Source organism: Vibrio brasiliensis LMG 20546 (genome assembly GCF_000189255.1).
GTDB lineage: Bacteria > Pseudomonadota > Gammaproteobacteria > Enterobacterales > Vibrionaceae > Vibrio > Vibrio brasiliensis.
The window spans coordinates 35124-58665 of sequence record NZ_AEVS01000024.1; the positions used below are offsets into that span (position 1 = coordinate 35124).

Genomic DNA, 23542 nt, shown 5'->3' on the forward strand with positions numbered 1-23542 from the left:
TTGTATGGCTTACGCAGAACTGTTCTGTCAGAGTAATTTCTCTTTTCTCAGTGGCGCTTCCCATGCCGAAGAGCTGATCTTACAGGCCGATTTTCTTCGCTACCATTCGCTGGCGATTACCGATGAATGTTCAGTCGCCGGAGTCGTCCGGGCCTATAGCGCCAGTCAGCAACATGACCTCAACATCGAACTGATCATCGGCAGTATGTTCTGGCTCAATGATGAATGTCAGGTTGTACTTTTGTGTCCGGACAGAGAAGCCTATGCCGAGTTGTGCCGGATCATCACTAATTCCAGAAGACGTTCAGAAAAAGGCAGTTATCAGTTATCCGAGTGGGATCTGATGTCAGCTAAACGTTGCTTGATCCTGTGGCTACCCTGCAATAAGCCCAGCGATAGTAAATGGGGACACTGGTTGACTCAGCACCATCGTCACCGCCTTTGGATCGCTGTTCAGCGTCACCTAAGCTCGGACGATAAACAGTACCTTGAGCATTGCCAGCAGCTTGCGACCAACAACCAGTTACCCATTACAGCCTGTGGTGGCGTGTTAATGCATACTGCTACTCGTTTACCACTGCAGCATACTCTGACGGCAATAAAGCATGGCTGTAGCGTTAACCAGTTAGGTGAACAGCGACTGACTAATACAGAGCGAACACTGCGCAGTCAGGAGAAGCTGGCTAAATTGTTTAAATCTGAGTGGTTACAGGAGAGTGTCGCAATAGCCAAGCGATGCACCTTCAGCCTGGAAGAGCTGAAATACGAATACCCAAGTGAGTTGGTCCCTGATGGGCATACCCCCATGAGCTACCTGATTGCGTTAGTTGAATATGGCAAAAAACTGCGTTTTCCTGAAGGCGTCCCGAGTGATATCGCAGCCACCATCGACAAAGAACTCGCCTTAATCGACGAGCTCAATTATCCATTCTATTTTTTGACTATTCATGACATCGTCATGTTCGCTAAACGTAACCGTATTCTCTATCAGGGACGCGGCTCGGCAGCCAACTCAGTAGTCTGTTACTGCTTAGAGATTACCTCTGTCGACCCAAGGCAGATCTCTGTGTTGTTCGAGCGTTTTATTAGCCGAGAGCGAGATGAGCCGCCGGATATTGATGTCGATTTTGAGCATGAAAGACGTGAAGAAGTCATTCAGTATATCTATCAAAAGTATGGTCGTGAGCGAGCGGCCTTAGCCGCTACTGTCATCTCCTATCGCTTCAAAAGTGCGGTACGTGATGTTGGCAAGGCTCTGGGCATTGAAGAGAGCCAGCTTGATTACTTCATCAAAAATATCAATCGTCGTGATCGTGCTCAGGGGTGGCAGGCGCAAATTGTCGAGCTCGGATTACAACCAGATTCGTTAAAAGGTGAACAGTTCATCACCTTGGTGAATGACATTCTTGGTTTTCCACGTCACCTCTCACAACATGTGGGCGGTTTTATTATTGCAGCCGGGCCTCTGTACGAATTGGTGCCAGTGGAAAACGCGTCGATGGATGACAGAACCGTTATTCAGTGGGATAAGGACGATTTAGAGTCACTTAAGCTGTTGAAAGTAGACGTATTGGCTCTTGGTATGCTGACAGCAATTCGTAAATGCTTCGACCTGATTGAACGTATCCATCAACGAACACTGTCAATCGCAGAAATTACGCGGCGACAGGACGATAGCAATGTCTACCGTATGATTCAGAAAGCGGATACGGTTGGTGTGTTCCAAATAGAGTCTCGCGCACAGATGAGCATGCTGCCACGTTTAAAACCTGCTTGTTACTATGACTTAGTCATCCAGATTGCGATTGTTCGTCCCGGACCAATTCAGGGGGATATGGTTCATCCCTATCTAAAACGACGCAACGGAGAAGAAACTGTCGAATACCCATCGCAAGAAGTGCGTAGCGTTCTGGAGCGAACCCTAGGCGTACCTATCTTTCAGGAACAAGTCATCAAGATCGCAATGGTTGCGGCAGGTTTCAGCGGCGGTGAGGCAGATAAACTTCGTCGTGCTATGGCAGCCTGGAAAAAGAATGGCGATCTGGTCAAATTCAAAACCAAGCTGATTGAAGGCATGCAGGCCAGAGGCTATCAACTTGAGTTTGCAGAACGGATTTTCGCCCAGATTCTCGGCTTTGGTGAATATGGTTTTCCTGAAAGCCATTCAGCCTCTTTCGCAGTCCTCGCCTACTGCTCCGCATGGCTTAAGCACTATTACCCAGAGGCTTTCTATACCTCCCTGCTCAATAGTTTACCAATGGGCTTCTACAGCGCCTCGCAACTAGTTCAGGATGCTCGTCGCCATGGAGTTGATATTTTGCCAATTTGCGTCAATGCCTCTCTCTACGATCATCAGGTCGTTGTCGACAATGGCAAACTGGCGATCAGGCTCGGACTAAGACAGATAAAAGGCTTCAGTGCTCATAGCGCCCGACAATTGATTCACGCCAGAGCAAAAACTGGCTTTAACCATAGCACCCAGCTTAAACACATAGGTCTCAACCAGCGTGATGTTGAGCTTCTGGCCTCGGCAAATGCAATGCACAGCCTGAGTAATAACCGCTATCAAACTCGCTGGGCAATGATGGACTCGCTATCTGATCTTCCTCTGTTCCAGCAAGCGGAGGAGTCTGACATCCCGGTAGTCGGCACCCCATCAGAGACTCAGACACTTGTCGAAGACTATGCAGCGACAGGGCTCTCACTTGCTAAGCATCCTATTACGTTACTTGACGAAGCTGGAGTGCTCGGCCGTTTTACCCGCATGCGAGATTTGGCGACTAAGCCTCACCAGTCTCTGGTTACAGTAACGGGTGTGGTGACAGGCAAACAATCCCCGGGCACCGCTGCAGGCGTGACCTTTTTCACCCTTGAAGACGACACTGGAAACATCAATGTCGTGGTCTGGAAGGCAACGGCTCGGGCACAGAAAAGCGCCTATCTGACCGCCAAAATTCTGCAGGTAAAAGGGATTTTAGAGAGAGAGGGTGAAGTACACCATGTTATTGCTGGTCGGTTAATTGATATGACCGCTCAGCTAGATGGATTAAACAGTAAATCGAGAGACTTTCATTAACCTTGAGATGGCATGCAAAGAAAAAGGGAGCTAAGCTCCCTCTTTGATATCATTGTGCTGACAAGTGATTACCTGTCCTCAGCTTCCATACTTCTTTTCTTATATTCCCTATATAGCAACATACATAAAGTCATCACAACTTTAGACGTAAACCATATCATGAATAGGAACTACCTTTACCTTCAGTGAAAAGCTGTACTTATAGTGTGGCGCTATTTCGCGTAACAAAATAACCCGATAAGTGTAGCATTTAAGCAACCAATATTCAGCACCGATATGTAACTGTTTATTTATTCAATACGTCTCGCAGACGATCCTGAGCAACTTCCACCAGCAGGTCCGGCTGGAATTTAGAGATGAAACGATCACAACCAACCTTTTTCACCATCGCATCATTAAAGCTGCCACTGAGCGAGGTGTTGAGAGTGACGTATAAGTCTTTCATACGCGGATCGGTGCGCACTTCGTGAGTCAGTTTGTAGCCATCCATCTCTGGCATTTCCGCGTCGGTGATCATCAATAGCAGATCTTCGACCACGTTCTTACCTTCATCACACCAAGATTTAAGTAAGTTCAGCGCTTCGAGGCCATCTCGACACTCGATGATGTTAAGGCCTAGCTGAGACAACGTACCGCGCACCTGAGCGCGTGCAGTAGAAGAGTCATCAACAATCAGAACGTTACGTCCAACCATTTCAGTACTAAGGTCTTGATCAAGAACCCCCTCAGAAATAGAGATATCGTAATCAATAATTTCAGCCAGTACTTTCTCCACATCAATGATTTCGACAATTTCCAGATTGTCGCCATCTTTAACATGAGTAATGGCGGTTAGGTAGTTAGCTCGGCCAGCCGTTTTAGGTGGTGGCTGGATTTCAGTCCATGCAGTGTTAACGATGTTACGTACCTGACCAACCAAGAATCCCTGAATGGTTCGGTTATATTCGGTGATGATGAGGTTTTCTTCTTGGTCTTCGAGACGAGATGGCGGGAATCCAATCGCACCTCGTAAATCAATCACAGGAACAGATGTGCCTCGCAGAGAAGCAACACCAGTAATGTGGTGATGAGAACCTGGCATTTTGGTCAATGGCGGAACCTTAATCACTTCACGTACTTTGAATACGTTAATAGCGAAAACCTGTCTGCTGTTTAAACTAAACAACAGTAATTCCAATCGGTTTTCACCAACTAGGTTAGTTCGCTGATCGACGGTATTTAAAACTCCAGACATACTACTTCTCAACCGATGTATATATAACAAAAGTAGTCTATCGAAAGACCACCATAAAAAATAAACCCATATATCATTCAAGATTATATGGGTTTACTGGAAAGATAAAGGAGCTAAAGCTCAGAAAACGTTATCCCTCTATGACCTTCATCAACAAAAGACCATCATATAAGGCTTGTTTGATTAACGCTGCTCCGGGCATAGTGGCTTGCTTGTAAAAACGTGACTCTACTAATTCAAGATCCTGGTGATAAACCGGCAGGCTTTGTTCTTCAATACAAGTTTGAATCGCAGGGTATAGCACCTCTTTGGCTTGGTTAATGACACCACCAATCAGCACTTTCTCAGGGTTGAACAGGTTAATCACAATAGCAATCGCAGAGCCGAGGTAACGACCAAGCTTTTCAATCACATCAACCGCTAATGGGTCACCATTTTCTGCCGCTTCACAAATGTCTTCAACAGAGATTTCTTCAATTTCAGCCAGTGATGACGCTTCACCCTGAGCGATACGCTCTGTCACTTCGTTTCGAATCGCTTGCGAGCTGGCAACGGTTTCCAGACAACCTCGGTTACCGCAGTGACACTGCTTACCATTAGGGTCAATTTGAATATGGCCTAACTCACCAATATTGCCATGGCGACCTTGCAGAACTCGCCCATCAAGGACAATACCTGCGCCTAAGCCATGGTGAATAGAAATAAGAACCGAGTTTTCGTTCTCTTGCGAGTGACCAAACAGTTTCTCAGCCAACGCCCAAGCTCGGGTATCATTGGCAATGAAAACAGGCAGACCAGTCGCTTTGTAGATCTCTGGACCAAGTGGCAGATTCTCTACATTGTAATGCGGCATCTGCAGCACCACACCCTGCTCCGAATTCACCAGGCCAGGAAGCGTAATCGCGATACTGGTGACACGATCCAACTGCTCTGAATAGGTTTGAAAGAACTCATCAATTTCATGCAGCAGGCGAGCAAGAACATCATCCTGATCGACTTCATGAATATCAATCTTGGTGTCTATGAGAACATCGCCACCCAGTTCATGCAGAGCAATCGTCAGATAACCCCGCCCCAAACGCATAGATAAAAACTGCCAACCTTCATTGTTGACTTGTAAACCAACGGCTGGACGGCCACGACTGGTCGCTTCCTGAACCGTTGTTTCATGAATAAGATGTGCTTCGATGAGCTCTCGAGTAATTTTGGTAATACTTGCCGGTGCAAGTTCACTCTGTTTGGAGAGGTCAATCCGCGAAATAGGACCTTTTTGATCAATGAGTTTATATACACGGCCAGCATTGACCTGCTTGATATGATCAATATGGCCTGGTTGAGCCATGTACATAGAGTGCTCCGAATATCAACAACCTGATAATTTTTTTACTTTGCGAAGTAATTGTGAAGGGCTTTGATAGATTGCCGTGACAAGTGTCACGTATAAACATGATTCTTTGTGTTCCTAATCAAATAGCGAAGGATTTATCACAATTCGATTGCCATTTTTTTGCATTAATAAATATCTCTTTCTTTACCTTTTCACAGACCGACATCTAATTGTAATGTGATTTATCAGCACAGATTCTGCGCAGGTATATACTTATAGCTAACCTGATGTATGTACGAATGGAAACAGAAACATAGGTGCCGCACCTTACCTAACATGCGGCAAGTCAAACCAAGGAGATCCGAATGACTGCAATCCAAAGAAGAACAAAAATTGTCTCTACTCTTGGACCTTCTACCGATAAACCCGGAATGCTTGAAGCAATTCTAGAAGCTGGGGTCAATGTAGTACGAATGAACTTCTCACACGGAACCGCAGATGATCATCGTGAACGTGCAACACGTGTACGCAACATCGCGGCCAAATTGGGCACTCATGTTGCCATTTTGGGCGACCTTCAAGGACCAAAGATTCGCGTATCCACTTTCAAAGAAGGTAAAGTTCAGCTCGCAATTGGTGACGTTTTCACTCTCGACAGCGCGCTTGAACCTGGCGAAGGCAACGAAGATGCGGTGGGCCTCGATTATAAAGAACTCCCGAATGACGTCTCGACTGGTGACATTCTGTTACTTGATGATGGTCGAGTTCAACTTCAGGTCATTGGGGTAAGTGGTACTCAGGTACGTACCAAGGTCACTATTGGTGGAGCTCTGTCTAACAACAAAGGGATCAATAAGAAAGGCGGTGGCCTTTCTGCTGAAGCCTTAACAGAGAAAGATAAAAACGATATCAAACTGGCTGCCGAGATTGATGTCGACTACCTTGCCGTCTCCTTCCCTCGCAACGGTGAGGATATGAAATATGCCCGCAGACTGGCGACAGATGCAGGTCTGCAGACTCGCCTGGTGGCTAAAGTCGAACGTGCCGAAACTGTAGAGAGTGAAGCCAACATTGATGACATTATTCTTGCTTCTGACGCTGTAATGGTCGCCCGTGGTGATCTGGGGGTAGAGATTGGAGACCCGGAACTTATCGGTGTGCAGAAGCAACTGATTCGCCGTGCTCGCGCACTTAACCGTACCGTGATCACTGCAACCCAGATGATGGAATCTATGATGGAAAACCCGATGCCAACTCGTGCAGAGGTAATGGACGTAGCCAACGCGGTACTTGATGGTACTGATGCGGTGATGTTGTCCGGTGAGACCGCAGCGGGTAAATACCCTCTCGAGACAGTTCGTTCTATGGCTGAAGTCTGTCTCGGCGCGGAGAAGATGTCTGCCGTCAACCGCTCTAGTTATCGCATGGAATCCGTGTTTGAGACCGGAGAAGAGACCATTGCGATGTCGACGATGTTCGCCGCTAACCATATGCGCGGCATCAAAGGTATTGTTACCCTGACAGAATCGGGTCGTACAGCGCTTATGATGTCTCGTTTGAGTTCAGGCTTACCCATCTTCGCTCTTTCACGTAACGAGAGCACCCTGAACCTCTCAGCCCTATATCGTGGCGTTTTCCCAGTCTACTTCGATGATAAATCTGACACAGGCTTAGAAACTGCAGAAGCGGCTGTTGCAACTCTGAAACAACGAGGGTTACTCGACGATGGTGATTTAGTCATTATCACTCAGGGTGACGTGATGGATGTGGTGGGCTCAACCAACTGTATGCGAATACTCGCTGCCTGATGCAATAGACTCACGATAACCAATAAGGGAGCCCAAGAGCTCCCTTATTTACATACAAAGGCGACGTTTTTGCTAAATTGCGCGAAGGTATCGACAAAACGGAACCCAGCGTCCAGACCAAGCTGATAATCATGCAGCAAATCCTCGCGCTCACTCATTAACGAGCTCGATTTAAGAGGCTGTTCAGGCCGGATTTGCAGGATAAAACAGTCATCCGGCGGAGAGTGCAAAAAGTCCTGGGTCAAAGAGTAGGTCTGATAGTGAACCATCAACATGTCCGCCAAACCTGAATCAAACTTGTCACCTAACAGATGACTCAAACGATATACATCGTCGGCACCAAACAGCCAACGTCCGCCATTAAGCGATTCCAGATGCTTATGCTCGAGCTTCTCCTTCTTAGCCCGCTCTGCCTGCTCAGCAAAGAATACGTTCCAGTCTTGCTTCCAGCGCCCGAGCTTGGCTTGCAAATGACCTTGAATCAGGTTGAATGAATCACGGAACCATTCATTCTCCAATGCAGGTACTTCCGTGGGAGTGTCACTCGCTAAGTCGTCACCTTCAGTACGAATCACCACGATACAGCGCGCTTCTCTGCGCCACGCCTCCTGAACCGGTATAGACGCAGAAACGCCACCATCAACATACTCTGCTTGGGGAAACTGCACTGGTTGATGATAAAGACGAGGAATGGCGCATGTCGCAATCAACACCTTTTTCCAGTCATCCTGTAACATTGGCAGATAGTGATCAAACAAGCGCTCAGTGTCCGTGACCGCCGCATAGGCGTGTCGCTGGCCTAACACTTTTCGTCCCAGATCTATATCCAACTGATAAGGATAATCGCAAATCTTCTCCAATGCCCAGTCTAAACCAAGGTACTGCTTACGACGAATGTAGCTAAACAGATGGAAGAACTCAGAATCAGTGGTTAAATCAAGAATAAAGGATCGACCAATACCTCGCTGGCGACAGAGAAAAGCGCACAGGTTTAGTGCTCCTGCCGAGGTTCCGTAGAAAGAGTGGAAAGGGTCAAAGTTAGAAAGGAGAAATGCATCAAGCACACCAGAGGTAAAAATTCCCCTTTGGCCGCCCCCTTGAGCAACCAAAGCATTTTTACCGCCAGTGTACTTCTTGAGTCTTTCTATATCGAGTTGTACAGCAGCGTTGGTAATAACACCGCAGTTTTTCATCGAATCAGCTAGGCTGTCATTACAGCAGTAATGCCAAATCCGAGAATAACAGCAAAGACTGCCGCTGTGACTAGTAGGGCAAATTTCAGATCGTGTTGCATAGACACCTCCTTTATTGTGTAACAAAGTAATAACATCACTGTGAGCTATCTTCAATTAATACGTATTTTTTGTGCGGAATTATGACGTTAGCGTCACAATTAACTCTCTAACGACAGTAAAAGAGGTCAACAATGAGACTGACTCGAACCATGCCGATATTGCTACTTTTGGCAAGCCCGACGACATTTGCAGAGATTCATATTTCGCCCTGGCTGGGTTATACATTGGGAGGCAGTGTTGAAGATCAGGATCAAAATAAACTCGATTTAGAAGGTGCTGCAAGCTTTGCTCTGTCCGTTGAAAGCGATATTGATAACGGGCGGATTGGTCTGTTTTATAGTCAGCAAAATAGCGAGGTTGAGAACACTAATCTCGAATCATCAATTCATTACCTCCACCTGCAAAGCAGCGTTTACTACCCTGTACAAGAGAAGATATCGAGTTATCTGGGTATCGGCCTTGGCGCCTCATATATCGACGCAGATTGGGTAAAAGATGAGATAGGATTCTCGGCCAGTATCTTTGCAGGCTTTGAATATCAAATGACCGACTCTGTTGCGGTCAATACGCAACTTAGATGGCTCGGCACCGTTGTTGATAACGACACGACGGGGATCTGTCAGTTCACAAATAACAGTAGCGACTCATGTGTAATTCGATTCGATACCGACTGGATGAATCAGTTTGGAGCGAATATAGGTATTGTCTGGAAGTTCTGATTCTACTGAAGATGAGAACAAGCGAGTAAGGAGCCAAATAATTTAGCTCTTACTCGCGCTATATGGAGCATCACAATTAGAAGGTATACTTGATACCCAGTGCACCACCAATTTGCAGTTCTGGACCTGTATAAAGGTTAAGTTCTGGTTGAATCTGACCGTACATATCCCAGCCTTTACTCAGACTCCAATTCAGGCCGATTGGTACACGAACACCAAATTCCTTATGATCCCATTCACTCCAGCCGCCAACACCCACGTACCAGGAAACTGGGGTATTACTATCAAACTGACCACGTTTAACGATGTAGTCAAACGCCCCACCCTCATTACCAATCGTAAATCGGTATTGATTGTCTAGCTCTACGACTGCACTCAGATCTTGGTCCCATGCCATACCTACAGACAGGTCGGTCGCATTCGAGTCCTCTGCCAACACAGTAAAACTGGCACTCGCCATTAATACGCCAGCCGCGACAGGAGAAAAGAATTTTTTCATACTGGGTGATTCCTATCCACATAAATAAAACAGCGTACAATTATCCAGATATGTAGGAATCGGATGTCAGAACAAGGTAAGGCCGAAGACAGCTAGTGGCAAGGTAAAGGCTAAAAAAGCAACGTAAGCAGCGGAGTTTATGCAAGGCGTTGAATCAGTCGTTAGCCGGGGTGGTGTGATGATAGTCCGTAAAATAAAAAAGGAGGCTAATGCCTCCTTTTATTCAGTATGGGGATGGATTAACCGTGGTTACGAATCCACTCATCCATTTCAGTCTTCAGGTTGTCAGACTTAGTACCGAAGATAGCCTGAACACCACCTGCTACAACTACAACACCTGCAGCGCCTAGTTGTTTTAGTTTGTCCTGGTTAACAGCTTCAGTATCAGCTACTGCAACACGTAGACGAGTGATACACGCGTCAAGACCAGTGATGTTAGCTTTACCACCGAATGCAGCAACTAGTTCACCTGCAAGGTCAGAACCTGTCGCAACAGTTGCGTCTTCTGACTCATCTTCACGACCAGGAGTCTTAAGGTCCATAGCTTTGATTACTGCGCGGAATACCACGTAGTAGATTGCAGCGTAAACAAGACCTACAGCTACCATCAGACCCATCTTCTGAGAGTTACCAGAAAGAACTAGGAAGTCGATTAGACCGTGAGAGAATGAAGTACCGTGTACAAAACCTAGAGTGTTAGCAACTACGTATGCAGAACCAGCTAGTAGAGCGTGGATACCGTATAGTACAGGAGCAACGAATAGGAATGAGAATTCGATTGGCTCAGTGATACCTGTTAGGAATGAAGTCAGTGCAGCAGAAGCCATGATACCCATTACTTTCGCACGGTTCTCTGGTTTAGCAGAGTGAGCGATAGCGATAGCAGCAGCTGGTAGACCGAACATCTTGAACATGTAACCACCCGCTAGCTGACCGAAGCCGTTGCCCGCAGCACGAGATGCTTCATCAGCAACTAGGTAACAAGTAAGTACGCCGTTTTGAGTTTCGCCTGCAGCGTTAACACAAGTACCTGCTTCGAAGAAGAATGGTACGTTCCATACGTGGTGTAGACCGAATGGGATTAGTGAACGCTCAACGATACCGTAGATACCGAATGCAACTTGTGGGTTCTGGTGAGCAGCCCAGTCAGAGAATGATGCGATTGCACCACCGATTGGAGGCCAAACTACAGACAGAACGATACCAAGACCGATTGCTGTGAAACCAGTGATGATTGGCACAGCACGCTTACCAGCGAAGAAGCCTAGGTACTCTGGAAGTTGGATCTTGAAGAAGCGGTTGAATGCCCATGCAGCAACACCACCTACCAGGATACCGCCAAGAACACCTGTATCGATTTTTTCAACGCCCATCACGCCAGCCATTACGCCAAGCGTCGCTGTCATGATGCCGTAACCAACGATTGCAGCCAGACCAGCTACACCGTCGTTGTTAGTAAAGCCAAGTGCAACACCTACTGCGAACAGTAGTGCCATTTGACCGAATACTGAGCCACCCGCTTGTTCCATCAAGTTCGATACGATCTCTGGAATGAAGCTTAGGTCGGCAGCACCTACACCTAATAAAATACCTGCAACTGGTAACACCGATACTGGTAGCATCAGAGCTTTACCAACTTTTTGCAGGTTAGCAAAAAGGTTCTTAAACATGTTTATGCTCCTGAAAAATTATAAGAATTATTGGGCTCTAACGGCACACCCCCGTAGCCTTAAATGTTAGCACCCAAAGAAAATGTAACCACATATGTCAGTATATTTTCTGCCTCTAAATATATATTGTTGGTAATCAAGTTTTCTAGCGAGTTACGAAATTTAGTTTCAAACTAATATATAGATCACAGTCCTTAGTCTGTTTTGAAATGGATTTCAACCAAATAAAGCATTGTTTTTATTGATAAAATTGACAGGCACTATTAATTTCGATGGGTAAATAAAATAGATGAGGTTGTTATTTTATGTAACAAAATTACAACTGGTACTTTTTTAGTTCTCATCTTCAACATATTTAGTAAACAAGAGCTAAAAAACGATTGCGCGTGATATTGAGCACAAAAAAAGGAAGCCTAAGCTCCTTTTTTGTTACAAATCTCATTTTCTATCTCAAAAAAAGATTTCTGAAGTTTTCGCTGGTTTTTGTCCTACTTCGCCAAGTGAGCAACCTTTTAGCTGTGCAATATAGGAAGCTACCTCAACAACATAGGCTGGCTGGTTCTGTTTTCCCCTATGAGGGACAGGCGCGAGATAAGGTGAATCAGTCTCGATCAATAACCGTTCTAGCGGTAGTGCCTTAACCACCTCTTTCAATTCTTTTGCTTGACGGAAGGTCACGATCCCAGAGATCGAGATATAGAACCCCATCTCCATCGCAGCCTCAGCAAACGGTAGATCCTCAGTAAAACAGTGAATTACCCCGCCACACTTTTGCGCATTACCGTTAGCCAGAATATCGAGTGTATCCTGACGTGCGTTACGAGTGTGAATGATCAGAGGCTTGTTCAGCTTAACCGCCAAGTCGACCTGCTGCTCAAAGCGTAACTTTTGCAAATCGGCCGTCTCAGGTTGATAGTGATAATCGAGCCCGGTTTCGCCAATTGCGACCACTTTATCGTGAGATGCGTATTCATGGAGACGATCGAGAGCAAAATCACTCTCGACATCGAGAGGATGCACACCACACGAAGCGTAAATGTTGTTATAAGGCTCAATCATCTCAAGCATGTTGGGAAATGAGTCGAGCGTTACGCCCACAGAAAGCAACTCAGTAACGTTAGCCGCTTGCGCTTTGGCCACCACATCCTCTATACCTTGGTGTAACTCTTGATAATCCAGTTTGTCTAGATGACAGTGAGAATCTACGAACATATTTCCCCATTAAATTTGAACAGCCAATCGAGAATAAGTAACTCAGCATTTAGACCAGAGTGTAGTCTAAGCTGCTCGATCAGTTTTAAAAGCTCCTGAGCCTGAGAGTATAGTCGTTGGTAATCAACTAACTCAGCAACTTGAGCGGCACCTGGCGTAAAGGCAGGTGTTTGTAAACCATAATGAACTTTCTGCCCGTCTGAAAGCAGATACCATAGCCAATTCAGAGATTCGTCTGGGTGAGAGGCTAGTTCTTTAGCAAGTTTGACCACATCCCCTTGCTGTTGGCATAGAGCAATAAACTGCGATTCGAGCTCTAGATAGCGACTCACTTTATCTTGCTTCACAAACTCCAGTGTCGCGAGTGGCGCATTGCCGTTAATATGAGCTGCATACGCGGGCACATCACCCACAGACTGCGCACTTAACCATGTCGCCACAGACTGTGACTCCGGCGCAGTGAGATGCCACTGCTGACATCGGCTAGTAATAGTGGGTAACAGCGAATGGGAACGATGAGTAACAAGTAGGAACAGACAACTTGCCGAAGGCTCTTCTAAAGTCTTGAGCAGCGCATTAGCGGCAGACTCATTCATCGCTTCAACTGGGTAGATGACAAACAATCTTGAGCCCGACAGCTGCGAGGACTCTTGTGCTAAGCGATTACATTGACGAATCTGTTCAACAGTGCTCGTTTTACCCTCTTTTTCAGGTCGAATAACGTGAAAATCAGGGTGACTGTTAGACTCCATCAACTGACAGGAGTGACAAAAACCGCATGATTCTGCCGGATAGTTTTGGCACATCACAGCGCGACTGAAATTATCCACTAACTGTTCTACACCCATCCCCTGCGATGCAACCACCAAAGAAGCATTAGGAAAACGGTCAGCTTGTAAACTGGCTTGCCATTCCTGCCATAAATCAGTCAGCCAAGGATAAAGATCATTCATAACTTACGCGTTCACCCAAGCACTAAGTGCAGCTGAGATATCTGCAGCAACCTGAGGGATCTCTTGCTCTGCGTTGATCACAATCACTGAGTCATCTTGATTTGCAATCTCTAAATAACGCTCACGAGTACGATCAAAGAAGCTCATGTCCATTTTCTCGATGCGATCCAATTCACCACGGCCGCGAGCACGCTCCAGACCAACACGAGGATCGAGATCAAGATAAATCGTCAGGTCTGGTTTAAAGTCGCCCAATGTTGTCTGTTTTAATGCCAGCATAGTTTCGCGAGGAATCTGACGACCTCCACCCTGATACGCTTGAGATGACATATCATGGCGATCCCCCACCACCCAACGACCATCAGCAAGAGCCGGCTTAATCACATTCTCGACCAACTGAACTCGCGCCGCATACATCAGGAGTAACTCAGTCATGTCCTGCAGCTCCTCACCTTCATGCTCTTGCTTTACCAAAGTACGAAGCTTCTCAGCTAATGCGGTGCCGCCAGGTTCACGAGTATGTTGAATACGCTCAACTCCTGCCTGCTTAAGAGTTTCCAGTACCGCATTGATTGCAGTACTTTTACCAGCCCCTTCCAGGCCTTCAATTACGATGAACTTAGCGTTTTTCATTTGTTACTTCTTAATTGTTTTAAATATGCTCGAACTGCACGGTTGTGCTCTGCCAGTGTTTTAGAGAACACATGACCACCTTTACCGCTCGCGACAAAATAGAGGTAGTTGCTATCTTCTGGATTCAGCGCAGCGGCAATAGAAGCTTCGCCTGGCATTGCAATCGGTGTTGGTGGCAACCCGAAGATAGTATAGGTGTTATAAGGTGTCGGTGTACGCAGGTCTTTTTTGCGAATATTACCATCGTACTTGTCGCCCATACCGTAGATAACCGTCGGATCAGTTTGCAATCGCATACGCTTATTGAGGCGGTTAACGAAAACCGCAGCAACGCGTTCACGTTCTGATTCGACAGCCGTCTCCTTTTCGATAATTGAAGCAAGAATCAATGCTTCGTAAGAAGATTTGATTGGCAAGTCTGCTTGGCGAGTTGCCCAGTGCTCATCCAGAACTGATTGCAATTTCGACGCTGCACGCTTGATGATATCCAAATCCGAAGCACCAAAAGTGTAGTGATAGGTTTCTGCCAACAGCAAACCTTCCAGCTTCTCATGAGGCACGCCAACCAACTTAGCAATCTCGGCTTCACTTAACCCTACCAGTTCATGTTGTAGATAAGGTGAAGTTTCTAACGTTTCACGCCACTCTTTGAATGTTGAACCTTCAACAAATGTAATCGCAAACTGATGCTCTTTACCTTGTTTAAATAACTCTAGAGCCTGGCTAAGCGTTAAGTCCGGTTGAAGAAGATAAGTACCAGCTCTAAGTTGAGTGAGTTCTGGATGAAAGCGGCGGACAAACTTAACCATGTCGCTCGCGTCTATCAACTCTGCTTGAGTCAGATTAGCAAGAACACGATTAAAACTGGTTCCAGATTCGATGGTGAATATTTCAGCTTCATCGAGCTGAAGAGGTTGATTGACGTATTGTTGAACCTGTTTGGCAATATAGAAGTACCCCGCCGCTGCAACTGCCGCAACCAGTACTAGAAACAGAGTGATTTTTTTAATCACGAGTTGACCATCTCCTGAATTCGTTTAGTTATTTTTCCTATTGCGAACGCCTGCTCACCAATCTGACATATCGGTGCAACACCCAACACTGAGTTGGAGATAAACACTTCGTCAGCAGCAAGAACGTCTGCTAATTTGAAGTTGCCCACTTCGACCGCTATCTGGTTCGCTGCAGCCCACTTCAAAATTACCCGCCTCATAACACCTGACACCCCCGCCTTCGACAGCTCCGGTGTTTTGAGCACATCGCCCTGACGCCAGAATATGTTGGCCATAGTGGTTTCGATAACTTGGTCATCGATATCAAGTGCAAGGCCATCAGGCAAATTCGCCCGATCCATTTCGGCTTTAAGCAGCACTTGTTCAAGGCGGTTATTGTGCTTGTGTCCTGCGAGCAACGGATTGTGGCCAAGACGTGCCTGGCATATGCCGAGTTGCAAACCTTGGTCTTGCCATTGTTCATAATGGTGCGGATAAATAAAGTCGCTAATAGTAACATTTGGTGAGGCTACTTGAGTAGGGCTATATCCCCTTCCCCCTTCACCACGGCTGATATGCAGCTTAACTCCGGCACGTTGTTCTTTGTGAATAACGGTATTTAGCCAAACTTCAACTTGATTCCAGTCTGGTCGGGAGATGTGTAACACATCAAGGCAGGCATTCATTCGTTCAACATGCAAAGGCCACCACTGGATGCTGCCATTGCGCGTCAGCATAGTAGTAAAGCACCCGTCACCATATTGAAATGAGCGGTCTGCTAAGGAGATTGATTCGGCGGGATGACCATTGACCAAGAACATGTCGCTTCCTTATTGTTGTCTGGCTTTGCAACTGTGAAATTCTTGGCTTATTAAATAACAAAACGGCTTAATGCCAAAGCATTAAGCCGTTTTAAGCGAGAAAAAATCTAATTAGATCTTTTTGAAGACTAGCGAACCGTTGGTACCGCCAAAACCGAATGAGTTACAGATTGCGTACTCCATCGATACTTCTTTAGCTGTATGAGGAACTAGATCGATATCTAGGCCTTCTTCTGGGTTATCCAGGTTGATTGTTGGTGGAACAATTTGGTCAACCAGAGACATCACAGTGATAATAGCTTCTACAGAGCCTGCAGCACCTAGCAGGTGACCAGTCATTGATTTAGTTGAAGAAACTTTAACTTGCTTAGCACCCTCTTCACCAAGAGCACGCTTAACACCTTTGATTTCTGCAACATCACCAGCTGGAGTTGATGTACCGTGAGCATTCACGTAACCAACCTGAGTACCTGTGATACCCGCATCACGCATCGCTGCTTCCATTGCTAGTGCGCCACCTGAACCATCTTCACTTGGAGAAGTCATGTGGTAAGCGTCACCAGACATACCGAAACCAACTAGCTCAGCGTAAATCTTAGCGCCACGAGCTTTCGCATGTTCATATTCTTCAAGAACCATCATGCCAGCACCGTCACCAAGAACAAAACCATCACGGTCTTTATCCCATGGACGAGAAGCTTTCTGTGGCTCATCGTTACGAGTAGAAAGTGCTTTCGCAGCACCAAAGCCTGCCATACCTAGTGGAGTTGAAGCTTTTTCAGCACCACCTGCAACCATAGCGTCAGCATCACCGTATGCAATCATACGTGCCGCATGGCCGATGTTATGAAGACCTGTAGTACACGCCGTCGAGATCGCGATGTTAGGACCGCGAAGACCACGCATAATAGATAAGTTACCTGCAACCATATTTACGATGGTTGATGGAACGAAGAATGGGCTAACTTTACGTGGGCCTTTTTCAACTAGCGCAGTATGGCCAGCTTCAATAAGATCAAGACCACCAATGCCTGAACCGATTGCTACACCTACACGAGGTGCATTTTCTTCGTTAATTTGTAAACCAGAGTCATCTAGAGCTTGGACACCAGCTGCAATGCCGTATTGGATGAATAGATCCATTTTACGAGCATCTTTCTTCGACATGTATTCAGTACAGTCAAAGTCTTTCACCAGGCCCGCAAAGCGAGTTGAGAAATTTTCGGCATCAAAGTGTTCAATATTTACAATACCACTTTGACCAGCTAGCAAGGCTTTCCAAGATGATTCTACGGTGTTGCCTACCGGTGACAACATACCCATGCCAGTGACAACAACACGACGCTTGGACACGATTTTATTCTCCGGAATTGAAATGATTCTATGGAAGGATAGAAGTGTTAAAAAGAACACAGGCGGCCAGAAGGCCGCCTGGGAGAGATATTACTGAGCGCTGTTTACGTAGTCGATTGCAGCTTGAACAGTAGTGATTTTCTCAGCTTCTTCGTCTGGAATCTCAGTGTCGAATTCTTCTTCTAGAGCCATTACTAGTTCAACAGTGTCTAGAGAATCAGCACCTAGATCGTCAACGAATGAAGCTTCGTTTTTAACTTCAGCTTCGTCTACACCTAGCTGCTCAACAATGATTTTCTTTACGCGTTCTTCGATGTTGCTCATTTTTTCTTTTCCTTTACAGATTTCGCCTAATGCGATGATTCCGTAGTTTATTCGAACTACTGAAAGTTGCAAGAGGGACCTTGCTGGTCAAACCACAATTTTAGCGATTTTAACCGAAATTCAATACATTTTTGACTTAAATCATGCACAAATCTTGCGCATGTTCGTGTCAGTAATCACAAACTATAGGCTATTTTTATGACAATAAGTAGCCTAGTTGCCGACAAATCGTGCAAATTCACTAAGCTGGCAGAAATTTGAGTGAAAATTAATGAAAAAGTTCACCTTTTCTGCCAGGAAAGCGTTTTACACCATGTACATGCCGCCATTTACATGCAAAGTTTCACCAGTAATGTACGCAGCTTCTGGAGAAGCCAGGAAAACTACTGCTGAAGCGATTTCACGTGGATCACCTAAACGACCTGCTGGTACGTTAGAAAGTGTTGCTGCACGTTGGTCGTCGTTAAGTGCTTTCGTCATATCCGTTTCGATAAAACCAGGGGCAACTGTATTTACCGTTACGCCACGAGAAGCAACTTCACGAGCCATCGATTTAGTGAAACCAATTACGCCAGCTTTAGCCGCTGCATAGTTAGCCTGACCAGCGTTACCCATAGTACCCACAACAGAGCCTACGTTGATAATGCGACCAGCACGTTTCTTCATCATGCCGCGCAGTACTGCTTTAGACATACGGAAGATTGGTGTCAGGTTAGTGTCGATAATGTCATCCCACTCAGAGTCTTTCATACGCATTAGTAGGTTATCGCGAGTGATACCAGCGTTGTTAACTAGAATGTCGATTGCACCGAACTCGTCGTTAATAGTCTTAAGCGTTGCTTCAATAGACTCAACGTCAGTTACGTTTAGTGCTAGACCTTTACCATTGTCACCAAGGTACTCGCTGATAGCAGCAGCGCCGCCTTCAGACGTTGCAGTACCAATAACTGTTGCACCGCGCTCAACAAGAAGTTCAGCGATCGCACGGCCAATACCGCGACTTGCACCAGTTACTAGGGCAATCTTGCCTTCTAGGTTCATCATCTTCGTTATTCCTTAAGTTCTTAATTACTTAGCAGCGTCTAGAGATGCAGCATCATTTACTGCAGCGCCGCTTAGCGTCTTAACAATACGTTTAGTCAGGCCAGTCAGAACTTTACCAGGGCCAAGCTCTAGTAGTTTCTCAACGCCTTGCTCGCTCATCAGTTGCACGCTCTCAGTCCAACGAACTGGGCTGTATAGCTGACGCACAAGCGCATCTTTGATTTTCGCAGGATCAGTTTCCGCAGCAACATCAACGTTGTTGATTACTGGGAACTGAGGTGCGTTGAATTCAATCTCTTCCAGAGCAACAGCTAGCTTATCTGCTGCTGGTTTCATTAGTGCACAGTGTGAAGGTACTGATACAGGTAGAGGAAGTGCACGCTTAGCGCCCGCTTCTTTACATAGTGCACCTGCACGTTCTACCGCATCTTTACTACCAGCGATTACTACCTGACCTGGAGAGTTAAAGTTAACTGGTGATACAACTTCACCTTGAGCGGCTTCTTCACATGCTTTAGCAATAGCATCATCATCCAGACCGATGATTGCGTACATTGCACCAGTACCTGCAGGCACCGCTTCTTGCATTAGTTGACCACGAAGCTGAACAAGTTTGATTGCTTGTTTGAAATCGATAACGCCAGCACATACTAGTGCTGAGTATTCACCCAGGCTGTGGCCCGCCAGGTTAGCTGGTTGCTCAAGGCCAAGCTCTTGCCATACACGCCAGATAGCAACTGAAGATGCTAGCAATGCAGGCTGAGTACGGTGCGTTTGATTTAGATCTTCAGCAGGACCATTTTGAACGAGTGCCCATAGGTCGTAGCCAAGAGCGTCAGACGCTTCAGCAAATGTTTGTTTAACTACGTCATACTGTTCGCCAAGCTCAGCAAGCATACCGACAGCTTGAGAACCTTGACCTGGAAATACGATAGCAAACTTGCTCATTTTCTTTTCCTTAAAACAAAGTAAGAAAGATGCCCCAAAGGCATCTTAATTATGAAATTGATTGGGCTTAGAACTTAACTAAAGCCGAGCCCCAAGTGAAACCACCACCAAACGCTTCTAGCAATAATGTTTGCCCGCGCTTGATACGGCCATCACGTACTGCTTCATCTAGTGCAGTTGGTACGGTCGCCGCAGAAGTATTGCCATGTTTATCAAGGGTAATCACCACTTGATCAAGTGACATAGATAGCTTCTTAGCTGTTGCTGAAATGATACGGTAGTTCGCCTGATGCGGCACTAGCCAGTCTAACTCAGACTTATGCATATCGTTTGCAGCAAGGGTGTCTTTTACCAGCTTAGATAGCTGAGTTACCGCAACCTTGAATACCTCATTACCCGCCATATGCAGCCATTTATCGGCATCTTTACCGCGCTCTGGTACTTCAAGACTTAGTAATTCACCAAATCGACCATCTGAATAAATGTGTGTCGATAGAATGCCTGGCTCTTCACTTTGACCTACAACAACCGCACCTGCACCATCACCAAACAGGATAATGGTCGAACGGTCAGTTGGGTCACAAGTTTTTGAAAGTGCGTCGGCACCAATAACAAGCACATTTTTGCACATGCCCGATTTGATATGTTGATCCGCCACAGACAGAGCGTAAACAAAACCTGAACATGCCGCGCCAAGATCAAATGCCGGACAGCCTTTGATTTCAAGCTTGGCCTGAACCTGACATGCAGACGAAGGGAATGTATGGCTACCACTTGTCGTAGCGACAATAATCAGGTCAATATCGTTTTTATCGATACCTGCCATTTCAATCGCGTTTTTCGCAGCGATGTAACCCATGTCGGCAACTGTTTCATTTTCAGCAGCAATGCGACGCTCTTTAATACCTGTGCGAGTTACAATCCACTCATCACTAGTATCTACCATTTTCTCCAGGTCAGCGTTTGAACGCACCTGAGATGGCAGGTAGCTGCCAGTACCTAAAATTTTGCTATACATGAAGACTAATAATGCCTCTCGAGTAAAACCGCTTCCAAACGATCGCTAATACGGCTTGGTACTTGTCGTTTGACCTCATGCAGTGCTTCACCAATCGCGTTGATGACTGCGTCTACATCAGCACTTCCGTGGCTTTTTATGACAATGCCGCGCAATCCTAGCAAACTTGCACCGTTATACTGGTCGGGGTTCAATGTTTTTAGCTCATTAAATAAGCCAGAAAATAATTTTCTTGCAATCCAACCCTTTAGAGATGAGGCCATCATGCTCGATTTCAACTTATCAATAAATAATTGAGCAGTGCCTTCGCAGGCTTTAAGACAAACATTACCCACAAAACCATCGCAAACAACAACATCTGCGGCATCGTGTAACAGTTGGTTACCTTCTATATAACCAACAAAATTGACTGATTGAGTCTGTGAGAGCATCTCAGCACAGCGCTTGACGAGATCATTACCTTTTATTTCTTCAGCGCCAATATTGAGAATCGCCACACGTGGCGGTCGCTCTAAATAAGGTTCAGCAAGTGCGCTTCCCATCACAGCAAATTGAAACAGAGAGTCTGCATCACTAGATACATTAGCACCCAAATCAAGCATCCAAGTCTTGCCGCCAGACGAAGTCGGCAAAGCAGAAATCAGTGCTGGACGCTCAATTCCCGGTAACAATTTGAGTTTGAAACGAGACAATGCCATCAGAGCGCCGGTATTACCGCAACTAACACAAGCATCTGCCTGACTGTCAGCAACGAGATCAATCGCCGTGCCCATAGAACTGCCTTGGCTGTTTCTAAGCGCGAGAGAAGGTTTTTCTGAGTTGGATATCACTTGGTCTGTATGCTGAATACTCAAGCGAGCATCTGGCTGGTAGCCAAGAGATGTTAATTGAGACGTGATCGAGGTTTGATCACCAATAAGGATCACTTTTAGCTCTGGGAAATGCGACAGTGCCTGCACGGCGGCAGGCACTGTGACGCGAGGACCGAAATCCCCGCCCATTGCATCAAGTGCAACGGTTATATTTTGCAAAGGTCAACCTTACTTGTTGATAACCTTTTTGCCACGGTAGTAACCTTCAGCAGTTACGTTGTGGCGTAGGTGAGTTTCACCTGAAGTTGCGTCTACAGAAAGTGCTGCTGTAGTTAGGGCATCGTGTGAACGACGCATGCCACGCATTGAACGTGATTTCTTGCTCTTTTGTACGGCCATTGACCCTACTCCTATGTAAGTATTAAAGAATTACTTCTTTAAGCTTTTTAAAACGTCAAATGGATTCGGTTTCTTTTCTTCCACAATTTCTTCTGGAATCTCACCAAACACCATATTATCTGAATCAACGCTACAGTCCGCTTCTTCGTGCATTGCTATTTGAGGCAAGTTTAGAATGAACTCGTCTTCAACTAACTGTATTAGGTCTAATTCACCGTACTCGTTCAGATCTACCAAATCGTACTCTTCCGGTGCTTCCTCTTCAGTCTTCTCACCGCGATACGGTGTGTAAGTGAATTGGACATCGCACTCATGTGCGAAAACCTCATTACAGCGCTGACACTCTAAGTCGACTACGATGTTAGCTTTACCAGAGATAACAACGAGTCGCTGCTCATCTAAGTCAAATGACAGTGACACTTGGGCGTCGCGTTTAACGCCTTCAACTGATTCCTCTAAGCGCTTAAAGAGACTAATTTGAATAATACCTTCAACATCTAGTCGCTTCTGAGCAGCGCGTGACGGATCAATCGTACGCGGTATTTTTACCTTTTGCATAGGGCGCGAATTCTATCTTCCAAATCGTTTAGAGTCAAAGAAAAAGGGCAAAAAGTTGTACTTTTTTTCCTTATCATCGAGAGAGCTAGTATCACAACCGTAAGATCGATTAAGCTCACACTAACCCGCTGTTAGATTGTAAATTAAAATGCAAAATTACCAACTAGTTTTAGCCTCAACCTCACCATATCGCCAACAACTGCTCAATAAACTAGCAGTTTCTTTCGTTACTGTCTCACCAGATTTTGACGAAACACCTTTAGCTAATGAAACACCCTCGGAGCTCGTGTCGCGTCTGGCTAAAGGCAAAGCAGAATCCTGCCAAGTGGATAAACCTAGCTTGGTCATAGGCAGTGATCAGGTATGTGTGATCAACGGAGAGATCATTGGTAAGCCTCTTAGTGAAGAGAAAGCAATTGAGCAACTCACTAAACAAAGTGGCCAGTCTATCCAGTTTTTCACCGGACTCGCACTGCACAACAGTGAAACAGGCCAAACCGACATCAAAGTCGATACTTTTACTGTCCATTTCCGCTCACTAACCACTAAACAGATCGCCAACTACGTAAAGAAAGAACAACCGATCTTCTGCGCGGGCAGCTTTAAGAGTGAAGGCTTAGGTATCGCCCTATTTGAGCGTTTAGAAGGTAAAGATCCCAATACTCTGGTTGGCTTACCATTGATTGACCTGATAGATATGTTGGAAAAGCAAGGGTTTGAGGTGCTTTAGCGAGAAGCGAGAAGCGAGAAGCGAGAAGCGAGAAGCGAGAAGCGAGAAGCGAGAAGCGAGAAGCGAGAAGCGAGAAGCGAGAAGTCGAGAAGTCGAGAAGTCGAGAAGTCGAGAAGT

The 23542-nt window shown here is 45.9% G+C and carries 22 protein-coding genes and 1 pseudogene; 4 read left to right on the forward strand and 19 right to left on the reverse strand.

Annotated features, from left to right (window positions below):
* The first annotated feature begins 4 nt into the window (after nt 1-4).
* On the forward strand, nt 5-3076 hold the full coding sequence (locus RH46_RS04565) for an error-prone DNA polymerase (protein WP_006878232.1): 3072 nt from the start codon (nt 5-7) through the stop codon (nt 3074-3076).
* A gap of 286 nt (nt 3077-3362) precedes the next feature.
* On the opposite strand, the gene RH46_RS04570 is transcribed toward RH46_RS04565, so the two are convergent.
* Nucleotides 3363-4310 carry a chemotaxis protein CheV gene (locus tag RH46_RS04570; protein ID WP_006878233.1) on the reverse strand — a complete coding sequence of 316 codons (948 nt, stop codon included), beginning with the start codon at nt 4308-4310 and terminating at the stop codon, nt 3363-3365.
* A 130-nt stretch (nt 4311-4440) separates the two neighbouring features.
* Nucleotides 4441-5658 (reverse strand): sugar metabolism global transcriptional regulator Mlc, encoded by a 1218-nt coding sequence (mlc, locus tag RH46_RS04575; RefSeq protein ID WP_006878234.1) that lies wholly within the window; start codon nt 5656-5658, stop codon nt 4441-4443.
* 344 nt (nt 5659-6002) lie between these two features.
* On the opposite strand from mlc, the gene pyk reads away from it, so the two are divergent.
* Nucleotides 6003-7445, forward strand: coding sequence for a pyruvate kinase (gene pyk, locus RH46_RS04580; protein WP_006878235.1), 1443 nt, complete (start codon nt 6003-6005; stop codon nt 7443-7445).
* Nucleotides 7446-7489: 44 nt separating this feature from the next.
* Here pyk and RH46_RS04585 read toward each other — a convergent pair whose 3' ends face one another.
* Nucleotides 7490-8638, reverse strand: a complete 1149-nt coding sequence (locus RH46_RS04585) for a patatin-like phospholipase family protein (RefSeq protein ID WP_006878236.1) — start codon at nt 8636-8638, stop codon at nt 7490-7492.
* An 8-nt stretch (nt 8639-8646) separates the two neighbouring features.
* On the reverse strand, nt 8647-8739 hold the full coding sequence (gene cydH, locus RH46_RS22125; protein ID WP_006878237.1) for a cytochrome bd-I oxidase subunit CydH: 93 nt from the start codon (nt 8737-8739) through the stop codon (nt 8647-8649).
* Between the two features lie 132 nt (nt 8740-8871).
* On the opposite strand from cydH, the gene RH46_RS04595 reads away from it, so the two are divergent.
* Nucleotides 8872-9459, forward strand: a complete 588-nt coding sequence (locus RH46_RS04595) for an outer membrane protein (protein ID WP_006878238.1) — start codon at nt 8872-8874, stop codon at nt 9457-9459.
* A gap of 76 nt (nt 9460-9535) precedes the next feature.
* Here RH46_RS04595 and RH46_RS04600 read toward each other — a convergent pair whose 3' ends face one another.
* From RH46_RS04600 to yceD, 15 genes and pseudogenes are all read right to left on the reverse strand, one after another.
* Nucleotides 9536-9919: a hypothetical protein gene (locus RH46_RS04600; protein WP_086013109.1), complete on the reverse strand. Its 384-nt coding sequence runs from the start codon at nt 9917-9919 to the stop codon at nt 9536-9538.
* Between the two features lie 278 nt (nt 9920-10197).
* Entirely contained in the window at nt 10198-11628 is a 1431-nt protein-coding gene (gene ptsG / locus RH46_RS04605) for a PTS glucose transporter subunit IIBC (RefSeq protein WP_006878240.1), read from the reverse strand.
* Between the two features lie 445 nt (nt 11629-12073).
* Nucleotides 12074-12840, reverse strand: a pseudogene (locus tag RH46_RS04610) (TatD family hydrolase).
* Nucleotides 12831-13793: a DNA polymerase III subunit delta' gene (locus RH46_RS04615; RefSeq protein WP_006878242.1), complete on the reverse strand. Its 963-nt coding sequence runs from the start codon at nt 13791-13793 to the stop codon at nt 12831-12833. Before RH46_RS04615 ends, RH46_RS04610 begins: the two are co-directional and overlap by 10 nt.
* A gap of 3 nt (nt 13794-13796) precedes the next feature.
* Entirely contained in the window at nt 13797-14426 is a 630-nt protein-coding gene (tmk, locus tag RH46_RS04620; RefSeq protein WP_006878243.1) for a dTMP kinase, read from the reverse strand.
* Nucleotides 14423-15439, reverse strand: coding sequence for an endolytic transglycosylase MltG (mltG, locus tag RH46_RS04625; protein ID WP_006878244.1), 1017 nt, complete (start codon nt 15437-15439; stop codon nt 14423-14425). Before mltG ends, tmk begins: the two co-directional genes overlap by 4 nt.
* Nucleotides 15436-16239, reverse strand: a complete 804-nt coding sequence (pabC, locus tag RH46_RS04630; RefSeq protein ID WP_006878245.1) for an aminodeoxychorismate lyase — start codon at nt 16237-16239, stop codon at nt 15436-15438. The genes mltG and pabC overlap by 4 nt, the downstream gene beginning before the upstream one ends.
* Nucleotides 16240-16350: 111 nt before the next feature.
* Complete coding sequence (gene fabF, locus RH46_RS04635) at nt 16351-17592, reverse strand: beta-ketoacyl-ACP synthase II (protein ID WP_006878246.1); 1242 nt, start codon at nt 17590-17592, stop codon at nt 16351-16353.
* A gap of 90 nt (nt 17593-17682) precedes the next feature.
* A complete protein-coding gene (acpP, locus tag RH46_RS04640) occupies nt 17683-17916 on the reverse strand; it encodes an acyl carrier protein (RefSeq protein WP_004406112.1) in 234 nt (77 codons plus the stop codon).
* A 306-nt stretch (nt 17917-18222) separates the two neighbouring features.
* Nucleotides 18223-18957, reverse strand: coding sequence for a 3-oxoacyl-ACP reductase FabG (gene fabG, locus RH46_RS04645; RefSeq protein WP_040895175.1), 735 nt, complete (start codon nt 18955-18957; stop codon nt 18223-18225).
* 27 nt (nt 18958-18984) lie between these two features.
* Nucleotides 18985-19908 (reverse strand): ACP S-malonyltransferase, encoded by a 924-nt coding sequence (gene fabD, locus RH46_RS04650; protein ID WP_006878249.1) that lies wholly within the window; start codon nt 19906-19908, stop codon nt 18985-18987.
* Nucleotides 19909-19975: 67 nt separating this feature from the next.
* Nucleotides 19976-20926 carry a beta-ketoacyl-ACP synthase III gene (locus RH46_RS04655; RefSeq protein WP_006878251.1) on the reverse strand — a complete coding sequence of 317 codons (951 nt, stop codon included), beginning with the start codon at nt 20924-20926 and terminating at the stop codon, nt 19976-19978.
* A 5-nt stretch (nt 20927-20931) separates the two neighbouring features.
* Nucleotides 20932-21957, reverse strand: coding sequence for a phosphate acyltransferase PlsX (gene plsX / locus RH46_RS04660; RefSeq protein WP_006878252.1), 1026 nt, complete (start codon nt 21955-21957; stop codon nt 20932-20934).
* 9 nt (nt 21958-21966) lie between these two features.
* Nucleotides 21967-22137, reverse strand: coding sequence for a 50S ribosomal protein L32 (gene rpmF / locus RH46_RS04665; RefSeq protein WP_004414666.1), 171 nt, complete (start codon nt 22135-22137; stop codon nt 21967-21969).
* A gap of 30 nt (nt 22138-22167) precedes the next feature.
* Nucleotides 22168-22695, reverse strand: a complete 528-nt coding sequence (gene yceD / locus RH46_RS04670; RefSeq protein ID WP_006878253.1) for a 23S rRNA accumulation protein YceD — start codon at nt 22693-22695, stop codon at nt 22168-22170.
* A 148-nt stretch (nt 22696-22843) separates the two neighbouring features.
* Here yceD and RH46_RS04675 point away from each other — a divergent pair, with 148 nt between their 5' ends.
* Nucleotides 22844-23425, forward strand: coding sequence for a Maf family protein (locus RH46_RS04675; protein WP_006878254.1), 582 nt, complete (start codon nt 22844-22846; stop codon nt 23423-23425).
* Nucleotides 23426-23542 lie beyond the last annotated feature (117 nt).

Excerpts from the sequence above, each read along its gene's own strand:
- RH46_RS04565 (WP_006878232.1), top strand. The coding sequence starts at position 5 with ATGGCTTACGCAGAACTGTTCTGTCAGAGTAATTTCTCTTTTCTCAGT.
- RH46_RS04570 (WP_006878233.1), bottom strand. The coding sequence starts at position 4,310 with ATGTCTGGAGTTTTAAATACCGTCGATCAGCGAACTAACCTAGTTGGT.
- mlc (WP_006878234.1), bottom strand. The coding sequence starts at position 5,658 with ATGTACATGGCTCAACCAGGCCATATTGATCATATCAAGCAGGTCAAT.
- pyk (WP_006878235.1), top strand. The coding sequence starts at position 6,003 with ATGACTGCAATCCAAAGAAGAACAAAAATTGTCTCTACTCTTGGACCT.
- RH46_RS04585 (WP_006878236.1), bottom strand. The coding sequence starts at position 8,638 with ATGAAAAACTGCGGTGTTATTACCAACGCTGCTGTACAACTCGATATA.
- cydH (WP_006878237.1), bottom strand. The coding sequence starts at position 8,739 with ATGCAACACGATCTGAAATTTGCCCTACTAGTCACAGCGGCAGTCTTT.
- RH46_RS04595 (WP_006878238.1), top strand. The coding sequence starts at position 8,872 with ATGAGACTGACTCGAACCATGCCGATATTGCTACTTTTGGCAAGCCCG.
- RH46_RS04600 (WP_086013109.1), bottom strand. The coding sequence starts at position 9,919 with ATGGCGAGTGCCAGTTTTACTGTGTTGGCAGAGGACTCGAATGCGACC.
- ptsG (WP_006878240.1), bottom strand. The coding sequence starts at position 11,628 with ATGTTTAAGAACCTTTTTGCTAACCTGCAAAAAGTTGGTAAAGCTCTG.
- RH46_RS04615 (WP_006878242.1), bottom strand. The coding sequence starts at position 13,793 with ATGAATGATCTTTATCCTTGGCTGACTGATTTATGGCAGGAATGGCAA.
- tmk (WP_006878243.1), bottom strand. The coding sequence starts at position 14,426 with ATGAAAAACGCTAAGTTCATCGTAATTGAAGGCCTGGAAGGGGCTGGT.
- pabC (WP_006878245.1), bottom strand. The coding sequence starts at position 16,239 with ATGTTCTTGGTCAATGGTCATCCCGCCGAATCAATCTCCTTAGCAGAC.
- acpP (WP_004406112.1), bottom strand. The coding sequence starts at position 17,916 with ATGAGCAACATCGAAGAACGCGTAAAGAAAATCATTGTTGAGCAGCTA.
- fabG (WP_040895175.1), bottom strand. The coding sequence starts at position 18,957 with ATGAACCTAGAAGGCAAGATTGCCCTAGTAACTGGTGCAAGTCGCGGT.
- fabD (WP_006878249.1), bottom strand. The coding sequence starts at position 19,908 with ATGAGCAAGTTTGCTATCGTATTTCCAGGTCAAGGTTCTCAAGCTGTC.
- RH46_RS04655 (WP_006878251.1), bottom strand. The coding sequence starts at position 20,926 with ATGTATAGCAAAATTTTAGGTACTGGCAGCTACCTGCCATCTCAGGTG.
- rpmF (WP_004414666.1), bottom strand. The coding sequence starts at position 22,137 with ATGGCCGTACAAAAGAGCAAGAAATCACGTTCAATGCGTGGCATGCGT.
- yceD (WP_006878253.1), bottom strand. The coding sequence starts at position 22,695 with ATGCAAAAGGTAAAAATACCGCGTACGATTGATCCGTCACGCGCTGCT.
- RH46_RS04675 (WP_006878254.1), top strand. The coding sequence starts at position 22,844 with ATGCAAAATTACCAACTAGTTTTAGCCTCAACCTCACCATATCGCCAA.